An 18,454-nucleotide genomic window follows, 5' to 3' on the forward strand; every position below is an offset into this window, starting at 1 on the left:
AGCAGGCGGCCGGTGTCGTTGAGCGGCAGCTGGCACCGGCCGTGAGGGCAAGCAGCATCAAGACTGCGAGTGGATGGCAGCAAGGACGGGAATGAGGGGTTGGCATGGCGGATGAGCAAGGCAAGCGTCTGTTGATCGGTCTGATTGATCTTCCCGGCTCGCGGCGTGATGCGCTGGCGAACCTGTTGACGGATGAACGCTGCGCGGTGGCGGCCTGTGATGGCATCGCGGCACTGCCCAGCGGGGTGGCGGTGGTGGTCGCGCATGTCGAGGCCGTTTCCAGTCATGAGTGGGCGCGTCTGGCCGAGCGCCTGCCGACGGTAGTGGTGGCCGAGAGCCGTGGCGATGAGTGCCTGTTGCCGGCGGTGGAGGCCGGGCTGGTCGATTACCTCATCTCGCCGCGCGAGCATGGCTCGGTATTGCGCAGTCTGCTCAAGCGGGCGGCGGAGCATCACCAGCTGGCCCATGAGCACGCCAAGGCACGCGCGCGCCTCGAGGAGCTCAACGAGCACCTGGAGACGCATCTGGCGCTGCTGCGTCAGGACCAGCAGGCCGGGGGCCAGATCCAGCAGCGCCTGCTGCCCCAGAGCGGGCAGCACATCAATGGCGTCAGTTATGAGTACTGCCTGTCGCCGTCACTGTATCTCTCGGGTGACTTCCTCGAGTATCAGGCGATCGACGAACGCTTCAGCCTGTTCTACTTTGCGGATGTCTCCGGTCATGGCGCCTCATCGGCCTTCGTGACCGTGCTGCTCAAGCTGTTGTTCGCGCGGGCGACCCGGCATTGGGAGGAACATACGCCGGAAACCTTCGGCCCCGAGTGGCTGGCATTGCTCAACCGTGAACTGATCGACAGTGGTATCGGCAAGCATGCCACGGTGATGTGTGGTGTGATGGACCGTGACACGCGCACGCTGCATTACACCCTAGGCGCCCAGTTGCCGATGCCGGTAATGGTCACGCCCGAGGGCGAACTGTGTGAGCTGGAAGGCAGCGGTCGGCCGGTAGGGCTCTTCCCAGACACCCGCTATCCAGCGTATCGTGTGGCGCTCCCTGAGCGCTTCCGTCTGTGGCTGGCCAGTGATGGTGTACTGGAATGCCTGCCGGGCGACGCGCTGGAGGACAGGACTCGAGCACTGCATCAACGGATTCTGAGCAGTGAGGATGTGCAAGGATTGCGTCGTGGTCTGGCGCTGGATGGCGAGCTGCCGGATGACCTTACCTTGATGACGCTGACAGGATTCCATGATGGATGAAGGACGTATCCAGGCCGTGTTCGAAGATGGCCTGTTCGTGCTCAAGCTATCCGGTGATGTACGCCTGACGCTGTGTGCCACGCTGGATCAGCAGGTACAGCGCGTGGCTGCGGTTGAGGGACTGGAAAGCGTGATCATCGATCTGCGCGAAGCGACCAATGTCGATTCCACCGCACTGGGCTTTCTGGCCAAGCTGGCGCTGGCGGTCCGCGACCGGCTGGTGATGCCGGCGCAGGTGGTGGCTTCCCATCCCGACGTGCTGACCATGCTCAAGGTGATGGGGTTCGACGAGGTGGCCAGTGTCGTGGACGCCGGCAGCCTGCCGGAGGCGGACCAGGCCGATCTGGACGGGGCTTCCTGCTGCAACGCGCCAGCGCTGAACGAGTCTCAGGATGACGCCGATGCCTCGCCCCAGCAGGAACAGGAGCTGCGCGGGCGCATTCTCGAGGCTCACCGGCTGTTGATGTGCCTGAACGGCCACAATCGCCTGGAATTCCAGCCGCTGATCGAACTGCTGGAAAGCGAGGAGCATCGTCAGCTGCACTGAAGGCGCGTGCCGGGACGTTGAGCCTGACAGCACGATTCGGAATGCACGATGCAAAAGCGCCTGCCGTGAAACACGGCAGGCGCTTTTTGTTGCCTTGGCCATTCAATGAGCTCTTGCTTAACAAGAGTTCACTATCGGCGCTAGGCTCAGTGGCTGCGCAGTTCGGCCAGCAGGGTCTCGAGCTTGCGCTGATCGGCCATGAACTTGCGGATACCTTCGCCCATCTTCTCGGTGGCCATGGCATCTTCGTTCATGTCCCAGCGGAAGTTGGACTCGGTCAGCACTTCCGGCACGTTCTGCTCGGCATCGCCGGCCAGCAGGCGACGTTCCAGCGTGCCGGTGCTCTCGGCCAGCTCACCCAGCAGTGCTGGCGAGATGGTCAGGCGATCACAGCCGGCCAGCGCTTCGATCTCGCCGGTGTTGCGGAAGCTGGCGCCCATCACGATGGTCTTGTAGCCGTGTCCCTTGTAGTGCTCGTAGATGGCCTTGACGGACTTCACACCCGGGTCGTTGTCGCCGCTGAAGTCGGCGTCCGGCTGATTGGCCTTGTGCCAGTCGAGGATACGGCCGACGAAGGGCGAGATCAGCGTCACGCCGGCATCGGCACAGGCCTGGGCCTGGGCGAAGCTGAACAGCAGCGTCAGGTTGGTGCGGATACCTTCGCGCTCGAGCTTCTCGGCGGCGCGGATGCCTTCCCAGGTGGAGGCGGTCTTGATCAGGATGCGTTCCTGACCGACGCCATTGGCGGCGTAGCGCTCGATGATGCGATGCGCGCGACGGATGGTCTCATCGGCATCGAAGGACAGACGGGCACTGACCTCGGTGGAGACATAGCCCGGCACCAGGCCGGCGATCTCGGTGCCGATGTCCACGGCCACGGCGTCGACGGCATCATCGATGTCGGTGGCCTTGCGCGCGACTTCGGTCAGGCGCTCGCGACGTGACGGGTCCTGAGCGGCCTGCAGGATCAGTGACGGGTTGGTGGTAGCATCAGTGGGCGCGAAGCGACGAATGGCCTCGAGGTCACCGGTGTCGGCGACGACGGTGGTCATTTCCTTGAGTTGGGAGAGCTTGTCCTGTGCCATGCAAGAGTTTCCTGTACTGAGCGTGAGCCACCCGAAGGGGTGAGTGGCCCTCATGAATAAGGCAAGAGGTGAAGGGCAGGGGCCGCCGGAGCGAGCGCTGCCACCGAGTGTGCACCCACGCCTGCCGGCTGTGAAGACACCTCGGGCCGATCGCCCCAAGTGGATGATCCGCGGGGATTTCATCAGCTTGATGTGACATTCGTCACCTGTGTAGGTCAACTGTATCAATTGTGCGGCGGCGCGCCCACTGTCGTCATCTGACGGCAAGGGCGTGGCGTTTTCGGCACGTGGCTATACCATCGACGAACGATTGCAGGAGGGGATGTGGACAAGCGTCAAACCCGTCAGCTGGCCTTGCTGGTCGCGGCCAATACGGCCCTGGCTCCATTGGCCATCGATGCCTACCTGCCGGCACTGCCGGCCATGGCGGAAGACCTGGCGACCACGGTGCACCATACGGAGCTGTCGCTGTCGATCTTCCTGCTCGGCTTCTCGCTGGGGCAGTTGATCTTCGGCCCGCTGTCAGACCGTATCGGGCGCAAGCCGGTCCTGCTGTCAGGTATCTTCGTCTTCCTGCTGGCGAGTCTGGCCATCACCCGGGTCGAGAGCCTCGAGGGACTCTATGCGCTGCGCTTCCTGCAGGCGCTGGGCGGCGGCGCCTCGGTGGTCAATTCCTCGGCGATCGTGCGCGATTGCTTCAGTGGCCGAGAGGCGGCCAAGGTGCTGTCCACCGTCGCGGTGATCATGATGCTGGCGCCCTTGATCGCGCCTGCCATCGGCAGTCTGCTGCTGGGCATGGCGGGCTGGTGGCTGATCTTCGCCTTCCTGGCCATGTATGCCGCCTTCCTGCTGGTGGTGCTGCCACTGCGCTTGCCCGAGACCCGGCGCAAGCGCGAGGCGGACGACCCCCCGGCCAGTCTCATGCAGGTTGTGCGTGACTATGCCAGCGTGCTGCGTCACGGGCCGGCGATGGGGTATGCGCTGACGCAGGCGATGGGCTTCGGTGGCATGTTCGCCTTCATCACCGCGTCGCCTTACGTCTATATGCAGCATTTTGGAGTGACGGCGGCCTGGTACCCGGTGCTGTTCGGCGCCAACATCCTGTTCATGTTCACCGCCAACCGGCTCAATGTGCGTCTGCTGTCACGCCTGTCGCCGCCGCGTCTGCTGCGCATCGGCATCGGTATCCAGCTGTCTGCCGCCATCCTGCTGGTATCGGCGCTGGCACTGGGGCTGGACCTGCTCTACGTCATCGCGCCGTTGCTGATGGTGTTCGTCGGGGCCAACGGCATGGTGGCGCCCAACGCGATCTCTTCGGCGCTGGAGTATTTCCCGCGCATCAGCGCCACGGCCAATGCGCTGATCGGCAGCATGCAGTTTGCCAGTGGCGCCGTGATCGGCATGCTGATCGCAGGCCTGGCGATGGATAGCCTGTGGCCGATGATTCTCGGCATGCTGGGCACGGCGCTGATCAGCAATATTCTGCTGCGGGTGCTGGCAGGGCGCCGCGCTCTGGCGCGCCATGCGACGCCGCCCGACTGAGAATGGCTTGAGTCGGCGACTGTCACACAGTTGTCATGAATGCTTGGCAAGGTACTCCCTGTAGACAAGAAGCCACCTCACTGGCTCATTCCTATCGCAAGGAGTTTCAGGCATGAAGGCGTTCCTCAAGTCCGGTCTCGCAGTGGCTGTCATCGCTGCATCAGTGGGTGCAGCAGAAGCCCGTGAACAGCTGCGTATCGTGGGGTCTTCCACGGTCTATCCGTTCTCCAGCTACGTCGCTGAAGAGCTGGGTGCCACCAGCGATTTCCCGACTCCGGTCATCGAATCCACCGGTTCCGGCGGCGGCATGAAGCTGTTCTGTGAAGGTGTCGGTGACAGCACTCCGGACATCACCAACGCCTCTCGTCGCATGAAGACGTCTGAATTCGAGCGCTGTGAAGAGAACGGCGTGACCGATATCACCGAAGCGATGATCGGCTTCGACGGTATCGCCTTTGCCCAGTCTGTCCGCGATGGCAGCATCGATCTGACCCGTGAGCAGATCACCCTGGCGGTCGCCGCTCAGGTGCCGGTTGACGGCAAGCTGGTCGACAATCCCTACACCAAGTGGTCCGAGATCGACTCCTCCCTGCCGGACCGCAAGATCACCATCTACGGGCCGCCTTCCACTTCCGGTACCCGTGACGCCTTCGAAGAGCTGGTGATGGAAGTCTCCACCGAAGAGATGGAAGGCTACGGCGGTGAGGGTTACACCAACATCCGTCAGGACGGTCACTACATCGCTGCCGGCGAGAATGACAACCTGATCATCCAGAAGCTGGTCGAGAACACCGAAGCCTTCGGTATCTTCGGCTACTCCTTCCTCGAAGAGAATGCTGACAAGGTCGTCGGTGCTTCCATCGATGGCGTGCAGCCGGAAGCCGATGCCATCTCTTCTGGCGAGTACCCGGTTTCCCGCTCCCTGTTCTACTACGTGAAGAACCAGCACAAGGATGACGTGCCGGCTCAGCAGGCCTACAACGACCTGTTCATGAGCGAGAAGATGATCGGCGAGCTGGGCTACCTCAAGGGCATCGGTCTGATCCCGCTGCCGAAGGAAGAGCGCGCCACGCTTCGTGAGCAGGTCGCTGAGCGCACCAAGCTGACTCTGGCCGACCTCCAGAAGTAAGCAACGCAGCTGACCCTCTGACGCGGCCGGTTGCCCTTGGCAGCCGGCCCGTTTGCTTGACTGGTCGCAGGGTTTCGCAAGGCCTGAAGCCTTCCCCCTGTGAACAACGCGACTCCGGGACCCGAAAGATGCAGACTCAGCAGATCTTTCTCTTCTTCATAGGCATCGTGGCGCTGGTTGGCCTGGTGGCCTTCTTCAGCGGCCGCAGCAAGGCACAGCGCGTGCGTGCCAGCGGTGCTGAAATGTACGCCCAGCCGGATCAGTACGGCTGGTTCACGGCAATTTCCAGCGCAGGGCCTGCTCTGCTGGTCGGTCTGGCAGCCGTCGTTGCGATTGCCACCGCTGATATCGATATCGAAGGCATGCAGCTGCTGATCGCCAGTCTGGTCGTCGCAGCCGTCGGCCTGGTCATCGGCCTCGCCCTGGTGAAGCCTGATTTCCATGCGCGCAATGCCATCGAGACCCTCATTCGCTATGTGTTGATCGGCGCGGCGATGATTTCCATCGTCACGACGTTCGGCATTCTGGTCTCCATCATCTTCGAGGCCATCCGCTTCTTCCAGATGGAAAGCTTCTGGACCTTCATCACCGGGACCACCTGGGATCCGGGCAACAGCTTCCAGATGGCCGCCGGCCGTGGCGAAGGTGTCGAGAGCACCGCCAACTTCGGCGCCGTACCGCTGTTCGCCGGTACCTTCATGATCACCCTGATCGCGATGCTGGTGGCCATTCCCATTGGTCTGCTCGCCGCGGTCTACATGGCAGAGTGCGCCCCCGAGAAAGTGCGTACCGTCGCCAAGCCGGTACTGGAAGTGCTCGCCGGAATCCCGACCGTGGTGTATGGCTTCTTCGCTGCCATCACCGTCGCGCCGCTGATCGTCGACATCTTCTCGCCGCTGGGTATCGAGGCGTCCTACAACAACGCGCTGGCACCGGGTCTGGTCATGGGCATCATGATCATTCCGTTCATCTCCTCTCTGTCTGATGACGTCATCACTTCTGTCCCGGACACCATGCGTCAGGGTTCTCTGGCGCTGGGCATGACCCACGGCGAGACCATCCGCAACGTCATCCTGCCGGCCGCGTTGCCGGGCATCATCTCCGCGTCTCTGCTGGCCATGTCACGCGCCCTCGGCGAGACGATGATCGTGGTGATGGCGGCGGGCATGCGTCCGAACCTGACCGCCAACCCGCTGGAAGACATGACCACCGTCACGGTGCGCATCGTTGCCGCGTTGACCGGCGACCAGGAATTCGCGAGTGCCGAGACACTGTCGGCCTTCGCGCTGGGTCTGGTGCTGTTCGTTGTCACTCTGCTGCTGAACATGGTCTCGGTGGTCCTGATCCGCCGCTTCCGTGAGAAGTACAGCGCCAACAATCTCTGAGGCCGAGACTAGACATGAGCCATTCATTCGACGATATCTCGGCCCAGCTGAAGGGCCGTCATCGCCGCACCAAGCGCCTGAAATTCATGTCCATGGGCGCACTTGCCCTGGCCGCCACCTTCCTGGTGGTCTTCATCGGCGACATGGTCATGCGCGGCTATCCGGCCTTCCAGCAGGCAGAACTGCACGTGCCGGTCACCTACAGCGAGCAGTCGCAGGAAATCCCGCTGGCAGCGGTGGAGGAAGACGTGCGTGATCTGGTCAGCCGTGGCTGGCTGCGGCAGCTGCCGCGCGACATGGCCGCGGACGCCAGCCTGATGGGGCATACGATCGACCGCTGGGTGATCGCCGATGACCAGGTCGATCAGTATCTCAAGGGCCACAAGTCACACCTGAAGCCCAGGCAGACCGCCGTGCTGGACCGCATGGTCGAGAACGGCACGGCCGAGCTCAAGTTCAACATCAACTTCTTCACCACCGGTGACTCGAAGCTGCCGGAATACGCCGGTATCTGGTCGGCGGCGATGGGGACGATCCTGACGCTGCTGGTCACGCTGGCCTTCGCCTTCCCGGTCGGGGTGCTGACGGCGGTCTACCTGGAGGAGTTCGCACCGGACAATCGCTTCACCCAGGCGATCGAGGTCAACATCAACAACCTGGCGGCGGTGCCGTCGATCCTGTTCGGTCTGCTGGGTCTGGCGATCTTCATCAACTTCTTCGGCATGCCGCGCTCCTCACCGCTGGTCGGCGGTCTGACGCTGGGTCTGATGACCTTGCCGGTGATCATCATCACCACGCGCTCGGCTCTGCGCAGCGTGCCCGACACCATTCGTCAGGCCGCCTTCGGCGTCGGCTGCTCCCGCTGGCAGGTAGTGCGTGACCACGTTCTGCCGCTGTCACTGCCGGGAATCCTGACCGGTTCGATCATCGGCCTGGCACAGGCAATGGGTGAGACCGCGCCGCTGATCATCGTCGGCATGGTGGCCTTCATTCCGGATGCGCCGACGGCCATCACCCAGGCCGCCACCGTGCTGCCGGCCCAGATATTCACCTGGGCGGGCGAGCCGGAGCAGGCCTATGTTGAACGTACTGCGGCGGGCATTCTGGTGCTGCTGTCAGTGCTGATCTTCCTCAATGCCGCAGCCGTGATGCTGCGCAAGAAATTCGAGCGTCGCTGGTAGGCCGCTGCGAGGCGGCCCGCCGAATGGTCGGTCGCCTGCATCTCAGGCCCGGACCCACGACCCATCAAGGAATACGAGACATGAACAGCACCGTCGCCACTCCCGCCAAGCCTGCCGTCGCCACGCGTGCCGGAAGCCCGGTCGTCATCAATGAAGATGCCAACCATGATCTGGCCATTCGCGTGGAAGACCTCAACCTGTGGTACGGCGAGAAGCAGGCCCTGAAGAACATCAACATCGACATCTTCCAGAAGAATGTCACCGCTCTGATCGGGCCGTCCGGGTGCGGAAAATCGACCTTCCTGCGCTGCCTGAACCGCATGAACGACTTGATCCGCAGCGTGCGCATCGAAGGCCTGGTCGAGATGGATGGCCGTGACGTCAACGCGCGCGACATGGATGAAGTGGCCCTGCGTCGTCGTGTCGGCATGGTGTTCCAGAAGCCCAACCCGTTCCCCAAGTCCATCTACGACAACATTGCCTACGCGCCGACCATGCACGACCTGGTCAGCCGCCGCGCCGACAAGGATGATCTGGTCGAGAGCGCGCTGCGTGACGCGGGTCTGTGGGAAGAAGTGAAGGATATTCTCGACCAGCCGGGCACCTCGCTGTCTGGTGGTCAGCAGCAGCGTCTGTGCATCGCGCGTGCCATCGCGGTCAAGCCGGACGTCATCCTGATGGATGAGCCGACCTCGGCGCTCGACCCGATCTCCACCGCGACCATCGAAGACCTGATGGACAAGTTGAAGACCCAGTTCTCCATCGTCACCGTGACGCACAACATGCAGCAGGCGGCACGTGTCGCGGATTACACCGCCTTCTTCCACATGGGCGAGCTGGTGGAGTACAACGACACCAAGACGATGTTCTCCAATCCGAATACCAAGAAGGCCGAGGACTACATCACCGGTCGCTATGGTTGAACACCTGACTGCTTCGTGAGTGCCTTGCAGACCCCACGACGACACTGGCCCGGATCAATGATCCGGGCCAGTGTCGTTGCAGCATCAGGTCGAGTCAGTGTCGAGTGGGATGTCAGTCTTCCAGCTCGACGGCGATCGCGGTGGCTTCGCCGCCGCCGATACACAGCGCCGCGATGCCACGTTTCTTGCCACGGCGCTCCAGCGCGTTGATCAGAGTGACGATGATGCGCGAGCCGGTGGAGCCGACCGGATGCCCCTGGGCGCAGGCCCCTCCGAAGACATTGACCTTCTCATGCGGGATATCGTGGGCATCCATCGCCAGCAGGGTGACCACCGCGAAGGCCTCGTTGATCTCGAACAGGTCGACGTCGTCCGTGGTCCACTCCAGGCGCTTCATCAGCGAGTCGATGGCGCCGATGGGCGCCAGCGTGAATTCGCTGGGGTGCTGGGAGTGGGTGCTGTGACCGAGGATACGCGCCTTGACGGCCAGCCCGCGTCGTTCGGCTTCATCACGGCGCATCAGCACCAGCGCCGAGGCGCCGTCGGAGATGGAGCTGGCATTGGCGGCGGTGATGGTGCCGTCCTTGGCGAAGGCCGGACGCAGGGCGGGGATCTTGTCGAGATTGGCCTGGAAGGGCTGCTCGTCCTGCTCGACCACGCTCTCGCCCTTGCGGCTCTTGACCGTGACGGCGGCGATTTCCGGCGCGATGTCGCCCGACTCGGTGGCCGTCATGGCACGCCTGAGCGATTCGATGGCGAAGTCGTCCATGCGCTGGCGATCGTAGCCTCGGGCATCGGCCACTTCCTGGGCGAACACGCCCATCAGCTTGCCGGTCTCGGCATCTTCCAGCCCATCGAAGAACATGTGGTCCTTCAGCTCGCCATGGCCGAGGCGATAGCCGCCACGTGCCTGGGTGAGCAGGTGCGGGGCGTTGGACATCGACTCCATCCCGCCGGCCAGCATGATGCGGTTGGTGCCTGCGCGTATCAGGTCATGCGCCAGCATGGTGGCCTTCATGCCGGAACCACACAGCTTGTTGATGGTGGTGGCACCGATGCTGTCCGGCACGCCGGCCTGGCGCATGGCCTGACGCGCCGGTCCCTGCTTGACGCCAGCGGGCAGCACGCAGCCGAAGATGCCCTCGTCGACATCGGCAGGCGTGAGGCCCGCACGTTCGATGGCCGCCTTGATGGCCACGGCGGCGAGCTGTGGCGCGCTCAGCGTCGAGAGTGAGCCCTTGAGGCCACCCATCGGCGTGCGGGCTCCGGCGAGAATCACGATGTCATCGCTGCTGGCGGCAGGGCTTGGCGTAGTGCGGGAAGCGGTCGTCATGACGGTCTCCTGTGTCTTGTTATTGGAAGATCGAGTCGTGCAGTCGGCGTTGTGATCACTGCGTGGCTATGCTTTGATCCATTCAATCCCATAAACCAAGCAAGCGCTAGTTATACGATGAATGTAGCCACCGCCTCACCCCGTCGCAAGGAGCTGGTCCGCATCGCTGCCCGCCTGTTCGTCGAGGAGGGTTTCGATCGCACCACCGTCCGCATGCTGGCCCAGGAAATGGGCATCAAGTCCGGCAGTCTCTTCCATCACTTCGCCGACAAGCAGGAAATCCTGTGCGCCGTGATCGAGGAGGGCATGTTCAGTGCGCTGGCCATCGCCCGTGATCATCTGGCGCGCTGCGAGCCGTACCAGGCAAGCGAAGTGACCGCCTCGGCAGCGTCACAGCAGCAGGCGCGTGAGCGACTGCTGGCCCTGGCGCGCGCGCATCTGGACACGCTGCTCACCGACCGCAATGCCCATGTGGTCGCGCTCTATGAGTGGCGACGGCTGGAAGGCCCGGCGCGCGAGCATCTCGTCCAGCTGCGCGATGACTACGAGGACCTGTGGCGTGATGCCATCGCCTCTGCCGTCGCTGCAGGGCTGCTCAAGGGCGACGCCGCGCTGCTGCGCCAGTTCATGCTTGGCGCGCTCAACTGGACGGTACGCTGGTATCGCCCCGATGGAGAGCGCTCGCCCGATGAGCTGGCCGAAGCGCTGGTCGACAGCCTGTGTCGTCTGTCCTGATCGAACGTCCGTTACACGCCATCTGCTAGACAGCGTCCGTTACACGCCGTCCGTTACATAGCGTGCGTTACACGCCGTCTGCAACTTTTGGCCAGTCGAGCGTCACAATGCTTGCCGCCCGACAGGCTTGTCGCTAACTTGACGTTTACGTTAACTGTAGATGGCTGGCGCCCAGTCATCTCACATCGCCCCGGAGCACCACTCAGGAGCCAGTCACGCCATGACGCCAAGCGATACAACAACAAACCGCACGTCACGCGCCGCCTCTGCTGTATCTACGAACTTATACGCCATGCAACCTGCCGCCAGTCAGACGCTGAGCGATTATCTGGCCGCCTTCGATATTCAGGCATTGCGCGATGAACTGTTCACCACGCCGCCTGACGCCGATGTCGAGGGCGAGCTCGGCAATGCCTATGAGGCGTGTGTCGGGCGTCATCTGCGCGCCGGGCAGGGCGAACGTATCGCGCTGGTCCATGAAGATGAACAGGGCCGGGTGCGTGAGCTGAGTTACGCACAGCTCGACGAGCAGAGCGCGCGGATGGCGGCTGCCTTGAAGGCACAGGGCGTGATGGCGGGGCAGCGGGTCGCCTGCATGCTGTCGCGTACGCCGGAGCTGATGATCGCGCTGGTCGCGACCTGGCGGCTGGGCGCCGTCTATCAGCCGCTGTTCACCGCCTTCGGCACCGATGCGCTCGACTATCGCCTGTCGCGCGCCGAGACGCAGATCGTGATCACCGAGACGAGCCAGCGCAGCAAGTTCACTGAGCTTGCCCGCCATCCCGTGATCATCTGCGTGCGTGGTGAGGAAGATGCGCTGGAGGCGGGCGATCTCGACTGGCAGACATTGATGCAGAGCGAGCCACTGACCGAGCCGCCAGTGTGGCTTCCGGCGGAGGCGCCCTTCCTGCAGATGTTCACCTCCGGCACGGTCGGCAAGCCCAAGGGCGTGGCGGTGGCGCTGAATGCGTTGCCTGCCTTCTGGCTCTATCAACGCCTGGCGGTGGACCTGCGCCCCGGCGAGCGCTTCTGGAACATGGCCGACCCCGGCTGGGCCTACGGGCTCTACTACGCCATCACCGGCCCGCTGTTGCTGGGCGCCACCACCTACTTCATGCAGGCACCGTTCAGTGCAGAAGGCGGGTTGGCCTTCCTGGAGCGTCATCGCATCGACAATTTCGCGGCCGCGCCCACGGCCTATCGCATGCTCAAGGCCTCCGGGCTCGGTGAAGGGGCCTTCGAGCGCTTGAACCTGCGGGTCGCAAGCTCCGCTGGCGAGCCCCTCAACACCGAGGTGGTGGGTTGGGTCGCGCGGGAGCTGGGCTGTGCAGTGATGGATCATTACGGCCAGACCGAGACCGGCATGACCTGCTGCAACCATCACGCGCTGGCCCATGAGGTCGTGGTCGGCAGTGTCGGCTTCCCGCTGCCCGGCTATCGACTGGCCGTGCTCGACGCCGAGTATCGTGAACTGCCGCCGGGCGAGCCGGGTGTGCTGGCGGTGGATATCGCCCGCTCTCCCGCGCACTTCTTCGCCGGCTACACCTGGCAGGAGAAGCAACCCTGCGTCGAGGGCTATTACCTGACAGGAGACGTGGTGGTGGCAGAGCCCGATGGCCGCTTCACCTTTGCCGGGCGTGATGACGACATCATCACCACCGCGGGCTATCGCGTCGGTCCGGCGGATGTCGAGAACGCTGTGCTGGTGCATCCGGCGGTGGCGGAATCGGCGGCGGTCGGCAAGCCGGATGCGCTGCGCGGCGAGATCATCAAGGCCTATGTGGTGTTGCGCGATGACCATGTCGGCAGTGACGAACTGGCGGAGGAAATTCGCGCCAGCGTGCGTCAGCGTCTCTCGGCGCACAGCTACCCTCGCGAGATCGACTTCGTCGACAGCCTGCCCAAGACGCCGTCGGGCAAGATCCAGCGTTTCCTGTTGCGGGCACAGGCGCGCGAAAGCTGAACGCCGAGCCATATACGGGACTTTTCTGTCATCGCCCGCCTCTCATCACCTTTCCTGCCATCACCTTTCGGGAGACTCGTTTCATGAAGATCGCCGACCACTGCTTTCTGATCACCGGCGCAGCATCCGGCCTCGGGGCCGCCACGGCGTCACGTATCGTCGCGGCCGGCGGCCAGGTGGTGCTGGCCGATCTCTCGGAGACCGCCCGAGAACAGGCCGATGCGCTGGGGGAGGCAGCACGCTTCTGTCATTGCGATATTACCGACAGCGCCAATGTCGAGGCCGCGCTGGATGTCGCGGAGCAGACCTTCGGAGCCATCCATGGGGTGATCCATTGTGCGGGGGTGGTGAGCGTCGCCAAGCTGGTGGATCGTGACGGCGAGCCTGCTCCGCTGGAGGGCTTCGAGAAGACGCTGTCGATCAATCTGAGCGGTACCTTCAACGTGGCGCGCCTGACGGCGGCACGCATGGCGCGCAATGCCGCCGAGGGCGAGGACGGCGAGCGGGGCATCATTCTCAATACCGCCTCGGTCGCGGCCTTCGACGGCCAGGTGGGGCAGTGTGCCTATAGCGCCTCCAAGGCCGGGGTCGCCGGCATGACACTGCCGATGGCGCGCGAGCTGGCACGCCATGGCATTCGCGTGATGGCGATCGCGCCCGGCGTGTTCGAAACACCGATGATGGCCGGCATTCCGGAGCCTGCCCGCGAAGCGCTGTGCGAGGCGGTGCCGTTTCCCAAGCGACTGGGCAAGCCCGATGAGTTCGCGCGTCTGGCCGAGCACATCATTACCAACAGCATGCTCAACGGGGAGGTGATCCGCCTCGATGGCAGCATCCGCATGGCCTGAGGCTGGCGGACGAGGCCTTTGCCGTTTGGATCGGGCTCTCTGGTTCGGCTCTGGGGAGAGAGCACGGGACACAAGGAATCTTGCAGGACAGGTTATCTCTGGGGGAGATATTGCTCGATCGCGGCTGCGGTCGGGCTTTTTTGTGTCTATCTGTTTTTTGTTTTTGCCATGTGCGCGGCGCGGCGCGGCGCGGCGCGGCCTGGGCACAGGGCTTGCCACTGACGAGACAGGGCTTGCCACCAATGTCGCAGGCCAGAAATCAAACGACCGCTTGACGGTGTGGCGAAGGAGGGGTTAGTTTCAAACGCATGTTTGATAGTGTTGCGCCAGACCTGTTCGCCGCCAGCGACTCGCTTCTTCATTGCTCGAGCGAGTGTTGCGCCGCCTGACAAGTGTCCTGCCGCCACCTGTCGTTGTTCAGGTCAGTGCCGCCGCGTCGCGACGGCTCAAGGAGTAAAGCATGCCGGACTATCAGGCGCCGTTGCGCGACATCCGCTTCGTGATGAATGAGCTGCTCGACTATCCCGCGCACTATGCCAGCCTGCCGGGTGGCGATGAGGCCAGCGACGATATCGTGACCGCCATCCTGGAGGAGGGCGCACGCTTCGCGCATGAGGTGCTGACGCCGCTGAACCAGTCGGGCGACCGCGAGGGTTGTACCTTCGAGGGCAGCGAGGTCAAGGCGCCGAGCGGCTTCAAGGCTGCCTATCAGCAGTATGTCGAGGGCGGCTGGCCGAGTCTGGCTGCCTCACCGGAACATGGCGGTCAGGGGCTGCCGCCGTCACTGGCGATGGTGCTCTCGGAAATGGTCGCCTCCGCCAACCTGTCGTGGGGCATGTATCCGGGTCTCTCGCATGGCGCGATGAATGCACTCGAGCATCACGGCAGCGAGGTGCTCAAGCAGACCTATCTGACCAAGCTTGTCGAAGGCAGCTGGACCGGCACCATGTGCCTGACAGAGCCGCATTGCGGCACGGACCTGGGCCTGATCAAGACCCGCGCCGTGCCGCTGGATGACAGCGATGACAGCAAGGGCTACCGCATCAGCGGCACCAAGATCTTCATCTCGGCCGGTGAGCACGATCTGTCCGATAACATCGTGCACCTGGTGCTGGCCAAGCTGCCGGATGCTCCGGAAGGCTCGCGTGGCATCTCGCTGTTCGTGGTGCCCAAGTTCCTGCCCGACGCCAATGGCGAGGCTGGTGAGCGCAATGGCGTCAGCTGTGGCTCCATCGAGCACAAGATGGGCATTCACGGCAACGCGACCTGCGTGATGAACTTCGACTCCGCCAAAGGCTTCCTGGTCGGCCCGCCGCACAAGGGGTTGGCCTGCATGTTCACCATGATGAATGCCGCGCGTCTCGGCGTGGGGATCCAGGGCGTCGCGCTGGCGGAGGCCAGCTTCCAGAATGCGCTGGGCTATGCGCGTGACCGTCTGCAGATGCGTGCCCTGTCCGGCGCCAAGGCGCCGGAGAAGGCGGCCGACCCGATCATCGTGCATCCGGACGTGCGCCGCATGCTGCTGACCCAGAAGGCCATCGCCGAGGGCGGGCGCATGCTGGTGATGTATGCCGCCCAGTTCAATGACATCGTCGAGAATGCCCCGGACAGCGAAGACAAGGCGCGTGCCGATACCTTGCTCGGCCTGCTGACGCCCATCGTCAAGGCCTTCCTGACCGAGACCGGCTTCGAGGCGACCAATCACGGCGTGCAGGTCTATGGCGGCCACGGCTTCATTCAGGAATGGGGCATGGAGCAGTTCGTGCGCGATGCGCGCATCACTCTGCTTTATGAAGGCACCACCGGTATCCAGGCGCTGGACCTGTTGGGCCGCAAGATCCTGATGAGCCAGGGCGAATCGCTCAAGGTCTTCACCAAGGAGATCCACAAGTTCTGCCAAGCCAGCGAAGGAAGCGAGTTTGCCAATCCGCTCGCCGAGCTCAACCGCGAATGGGGCGAGCTGACCATGGCGGTGGGCATGGGCGCGATGCAGGACCGCGAAGCGGTCGGCGCCGCCAGTGTCGATTACCTGATGTACGCCGGTTACGTCACGCTGGGCTACCTGTGGGCGCGTGCCGGCGAGACGGCCAAGGCGGCGCTGACGGCCGGCGAAGGGGATACTGCCTTCTATCAGGCCAAGCTGGATACCGCGCGCTTCTACTTCCAGCGCATCCTGCCACGTACGCAAGGCCATGCCGCAATGATTCGCGCCGGTGGCGAGACGCTGATGGCGCCGACGGTGGAAGGCTTCGGCAGCGGCTTCGAGATCTGATGACGGCTTCAAGCCTGACAGTAGTTTCAAGTCCGACAGTAGTTTCAAGACTCAGCAGTTCGATGTATCGGTAACAGTCGTGTCTTATGCCTCCAGTCAGTGCGCTCTGACTCGGTACCCTTGGGGAGACTTCGGTCTCCCCATTTTTTGTGCGTCTTGAGGGAGGTGGGAGTTTCCCCCGGCACGAGCAATCAATCTCGTTTCAGTCTTGGCTTGTGGCAGGCATGCGCCCAAGATAGGCGCATCGAAGACTGTCTCGGTTAACCCGCAGAGCAGCGACGCGCATTTACTTGTGGCAAGTACTGATGGCAAGTACTGATGGCAAGTACTGACAGGATAGGTGGCGCAGGATGCACGCGAACGACACGCCCGACGAAAGATCGCGACACGAGGAAGTACTGCCCGAGGCGCAGATGGCTGAAGCGCAAGCGCCTGACGATAGCGTTGGCGAACCCCGCGGTGTCAGTGAGGGCACTTCCATCGAGGAAGCCGTGACACGCATGCAGGTGCCACGCGACGAGCGTCAGCAGGAGGCACTCGAACGCTCCGGACGTTCTCGTCACGTCCCCAACGTGCGCCGCGCGCTGGAGATTCACCCCTTGCTGGTCGGCATGGCCGCAGTGGTCATCATCATCGGCGGCCTCAAGCTGGCGGCGGACCTGGTGGTTCCGCTGCTGCTGGCGGTGTTCGTCGCTGCGGTCTGCGATGCGCCGGTGCGCTGGCTGGCCCGTCACGGCATCGGGCAACGCTTCGGGGTGCCCATCGTCATCCTGACGGTCTGTGTGCTGTTCTCGTCACTGACGGCACTGCTGGTCTCGCGCTTCACCCTGTTCAGCGATGAGATGCCCAAGCTTGAGGAGAGCCTGCGCGAACAGTACCAGAGCATGCTGGAGTGGCTGGCGGACAGTGGCGTATCCATCGCACCGGCCCGCTTCAGCGAGCTGGTCGATCCGGCCTCGCTGACCCAGTGGGTGCCGAACCTGCTGACCGGACTGGGGGGGATTCTGTCCTCGAGCGTCATCATCGTGCTGACGGCCACCTTCCTGCTCTATGAGGCGCTGTCACTGCGCGACAAGCTGGTCAGCACGCTGCGCAGCCCGCATGTCAGTCTGCGCCGTTTCACGCTGTTCTCGCTGACGCTGCGCCGCTATCTTGCGGTCAAGACCTTGATCAGCCTCGTGACCGGGGGGCTGGTCGCGATCAGCTGTCTGGTGCTCGACGTGGAGTTCGCCTTCCTGTGGGCCACGCTGGCCTTCTGCCTCAACTACATCCCCAACATCGGCTCGGCACTGGCTGCAGTGCCTGCGGTGTTGCTGACGCTGGTGATGCCGGAGGGTGGCGCGGTCAAGGCGCTGATGCTGGGCGGCTGTTATCTGGCGATCAACTTCATTCTCGGCAACTTGATCGAGCCGCGCGTGATGGGGCGCACTCTGGGGCTGTCGACGCTGGCGGCCTTCCTGTCGCTGGTGGTGTGGGGCTGGGTATTCGGGCCGGTGGGCATGCTGCTGTCGGTGCCGATCACCATGACGCTCAAGATCGCCTTCGACTCGCACCCGGGCACGCGCTGGGCGGCGCGCTTGCTGGGCCCCTCCGTGCGCCGGATACGCCGTCGCCGACGCATGGCGGAGGAATGACCCGCGAGCCAGGCCCTTTTGAATGAACCACCAGAATGTCGAAGGCCCCGTCACGCTGTGCGTGATGGGGCCTTCAATGATCGAATCAGTGCGCGGTGGCTGTCGGGGCAGTCACCTGTCAGCAAGTCGACTCAGAGGTTCTGCTCGATGAACTGGCTCAGCTGACCCTTGGACTGGGCACCGACCAGAGAGGCGACCTTGGCGCCAGACTTGAACAGGATCACGGTCGGCACGCCACGCACGCCTTGCTCGGCGGCGATTTCCGGCGCGTCATCGACATTGACGTTGACGATCTTCAGGCCTTCGCCTTTCTCGTTGGCGACTTCTTCGACGACCGGCGCCATCATCTTGCACGGACCACACCACGGGGCCCAGAACTTCAGCAGGACCGGGGCTTCAGCGTTGAGAACTTCCTGTTCGAAGTTGGCGCCGGTGACATCGACGTGATTGGACATCTTGTTTCTCCAGGGGATTCGTTTCGCTGTCTGCGGCATTGCCGGACATGCAGGCTGCGTCCGATGGTAGCGCCACTTTGCATCACTGACAAATGAGCATTGCCCATCGGCTCAATAGCACGGGGTTATGATCGCTAGTGTTTTTATAGCTGTTTTATTGGTTTGA

General features: G+C 63.3%; 15 protein-coding genes. 12 read left to right on the top strand and 3 right to left on the bottom strand.

What is annotated here, in order from left to right; translation table 11 throughout:
* The first annotated feature begins 104 nt into the window (after nucleotides 1-104).
* Both QQF40_RS14735 and QQF40_RS14740 read left to right on the top strand, forming a co-directional pair.
* Entirely contained in the window at nucleotides 105-1,256 is a 1,152-nt protein-coding gene (locus QQF40_RS14735) for a PP2C family protein-serine/threonine phosphatase (RefSeq protein ID WP_285461742.1), read from the top strand.
* Nucleotides 1,249-1,803, top strand: a complete 555-nt coding sequence (locus QQF40_RS14740; protein ID WP_285461743.1) for an STAS domain-containing protein — start codon at nucleotides 1,249-1,251, stop codon at nucleotides 1,801-1,803. The genes QQF40_RS14735 and QQF40_RS14740 overlap by 8 nt, the downstream gene beginning before the upstream one ends.
* Nucleotides 1,804-1,949: 146 nt before the next feature.
* Here QQF40_RS14740 and tal read toward each other — a convergent pair whose 3' ends face one another.
* Nucleotides 1,950-2,888, bottom strand: coding sequence for a transaldolase (gene tal, locus QQF40_RS14745; protein ID WP_175090482.1), 939 nt, complete (start codon nucleotides 2,886-2,888; stop codon nucleotides 1,950-1,952).
* Nucleotides 2,889-3,212: 324 nt separating this feature from the next.
* Between tal and QQF40_RS14750 the strand changes: the two genes are divergently transcribed.
* From QQF40_RS14750 to pstB, 5 genes are all read left to right on the top strand, one after another.
* Nucleotides 3,213-4,430, top strand: a complete 1,218-nt coding sequence (locus QQF40_RS14750) for a Bcr/CflA family multidrug efflux MFS transporter (protein ID WP_285461744.1) — start codon at nucleotides 3,213-3,215, stop codon at nucleotides 4,428-4,430.
* 112 nt (nucleotides 4,431-4,542) lie between these two features.
* Nucleotides 4,543-5,559: a substrate-binding domain-containing protein gene (locus QQF40_RS14755; RefSeq protein WP_175090484.1), complete on the top strand. Its 1,017-nt coding sequence runs from the start codon at nucleotides 4,543-4,545 to the stop codon at nucleotides 5,557-5,559.
* Between the two features lie 128 nt (nucleotides 5,560-5,687).
* Nucleotides 5,688-6,944: a phosphate ABC transporter permease subunit PstC gene (gene pstC, locus QQF40_RS14760; protein ID WP_285461745.1), complete on the top strand. Its 1,257-nt coding sequence runs from the start codon at nucleotides 5,688-5,690 to the stop codon at nucleotides 6,942-6,944.
* A gap of 14 nt (nucleotides 6,945-6,958) precedes the next feature.
* Nucleotides 6,959-8,125, top strand: coding sequence for a phosphate ABC transporter permease PstA (gene pstA / locus QQF40_RS14765; protein ID WP_285461746.1), 1,167 nt, complete (start codon nucleotides 6,959-6,961; stop codon nucleotides 8,123-8,125).
* Between the two features lie 80 nt (nucleotides 8,126-8,205).
* Nucleotides 8,206-9,048: a phosphate ABC transporter ATP-binding protein PstB gene (gene pstB, locus QQF40_RS14770; protein ID WP_285461747.1), complete on the top strand. Its 843-nt coding sequence runs from the start codon at nucleotides 8,206-8,208 to the stop codon at nucleotides 9,046-9,048.
* 112 nt (nucleotides 9,049-9,160) lie between these two features.
* On the opposite strand, the gene QQF40_RS14775 is transcribed toward pstB, so the two are convergent.
* The gene (locus QQF40_RS14775; protein ID WP_285461748.1) at nucleotides 9,161-10,381 is read right to left on the bottom strand and encodes an acetyl-CoA C-acyltransferase; all 1,221 of its coding nucleotides are present in this window, start codon (nucleotides 10,379-10,381) and stop codon (nucleotides 9,161-9,163) included.
* 117 nt (nucleotides 10,382-10,498) lie between these two features.
* Here QQF40_RS14775 and QQF40_RS14780 point away from each other — a divergent pair, with 117 nt between their 5' ends.
* The 5 genes from QQF40_RS14780 (at nucleotide 10,499) to QQF40_RS14800 (ending at nucleotide 17,833) form a co-directional block, all read left to right on the top strand.
* Nucleotides 10,499-11,116 (top strand): TetR/AcrR family transcriptional regulator, encoded by a 618-nt coding sequence (locus QQF40_RS14780; RefSeq protein ID WP_285461749.1) that lies wholly within the window; start codon nucleotides 10,499-10,501, stop codon nucleotides 11,114-11,116.
* A gap of 292 nt (nucleotides 11,117-11,408) precedes the next feature.
* Nucleotides 11,409-13,079, top strand: a complete 1,671-nt coding sequence (locus QQF40_RS14785; RefSeq protein ID WP_285461750.1) for an AMP-binding protein — start codon at nucleotides 11,409-11,411, stop codon at nucleotides 13,077-13,079.
* 83 nt (nucleotides 13,080-13,162) lie between these two features.
* Nucleotides 13,163-13,927 carry an SDR family NAD(P)-dependent oxidoreductase gene (locus QQF40_RS14790; protein WP_285461751.1) on the top strand — a complete coding sequence of 255 codons (765 nt, stop codon included), beginning with the start codon at nucleotides 13,163-13,165 and terminating at the stop codon, nucleotides 13,925-13,927.
* A 460-nt stretch (nucleotides 13,928-14,387) separates the two neighbouring features.
* Entirely contained in the window at nucleotides 14,388-16,199 is a 1,812-nt protein-coding gene (locus QQF40_RS14795) for an acyl-CoA dehydrogenase C-terminal domain-containing protein (protein ID WP_285461752.1), read from the top strand.
* Nucleotides 16,200-16,612: 413 nt separating this feature from the next.
* Entirely contained in the window at nucleotides 16,613-17,833 is a 1,221-nt protein-coding gene (locus tag QQF40_RS14800; protein ID WP_254627192.1) for an AI-2E family transporter, read from the top strand.
* Between the two features lie 131 nt (nucleotides 17,834-17,964).
* Here QQF40_RS14800 and trxA read toward each other — a convergent pair whose 3' ends face one another.
* The gene (trxA, locus tag QQF40_RS14805; RefSeq protein ID WP_043333971.1) at nucleotides 17,965-18,288 is read right to left on the bottom strand and encodes a thioredoxin; all 324 of its coding nucleotides are present in this window, start codon (nucleotides 18,286-18,288) and stop codon (nucleotides 17,965-17,967) included.
* Between the last annotated feature and the right edge of the window lie 166 nt (nucleotides 18,289-18,454).

The sequence above is a fragment of the Cobetia sp. LC6 genome, assembly GCF_030264805.1.
Lineage (GTDB): Bacteria > Pseudomonadota > Gammaproteobacteria > Pseudomonadales > Halomonadaceae > Cobetia.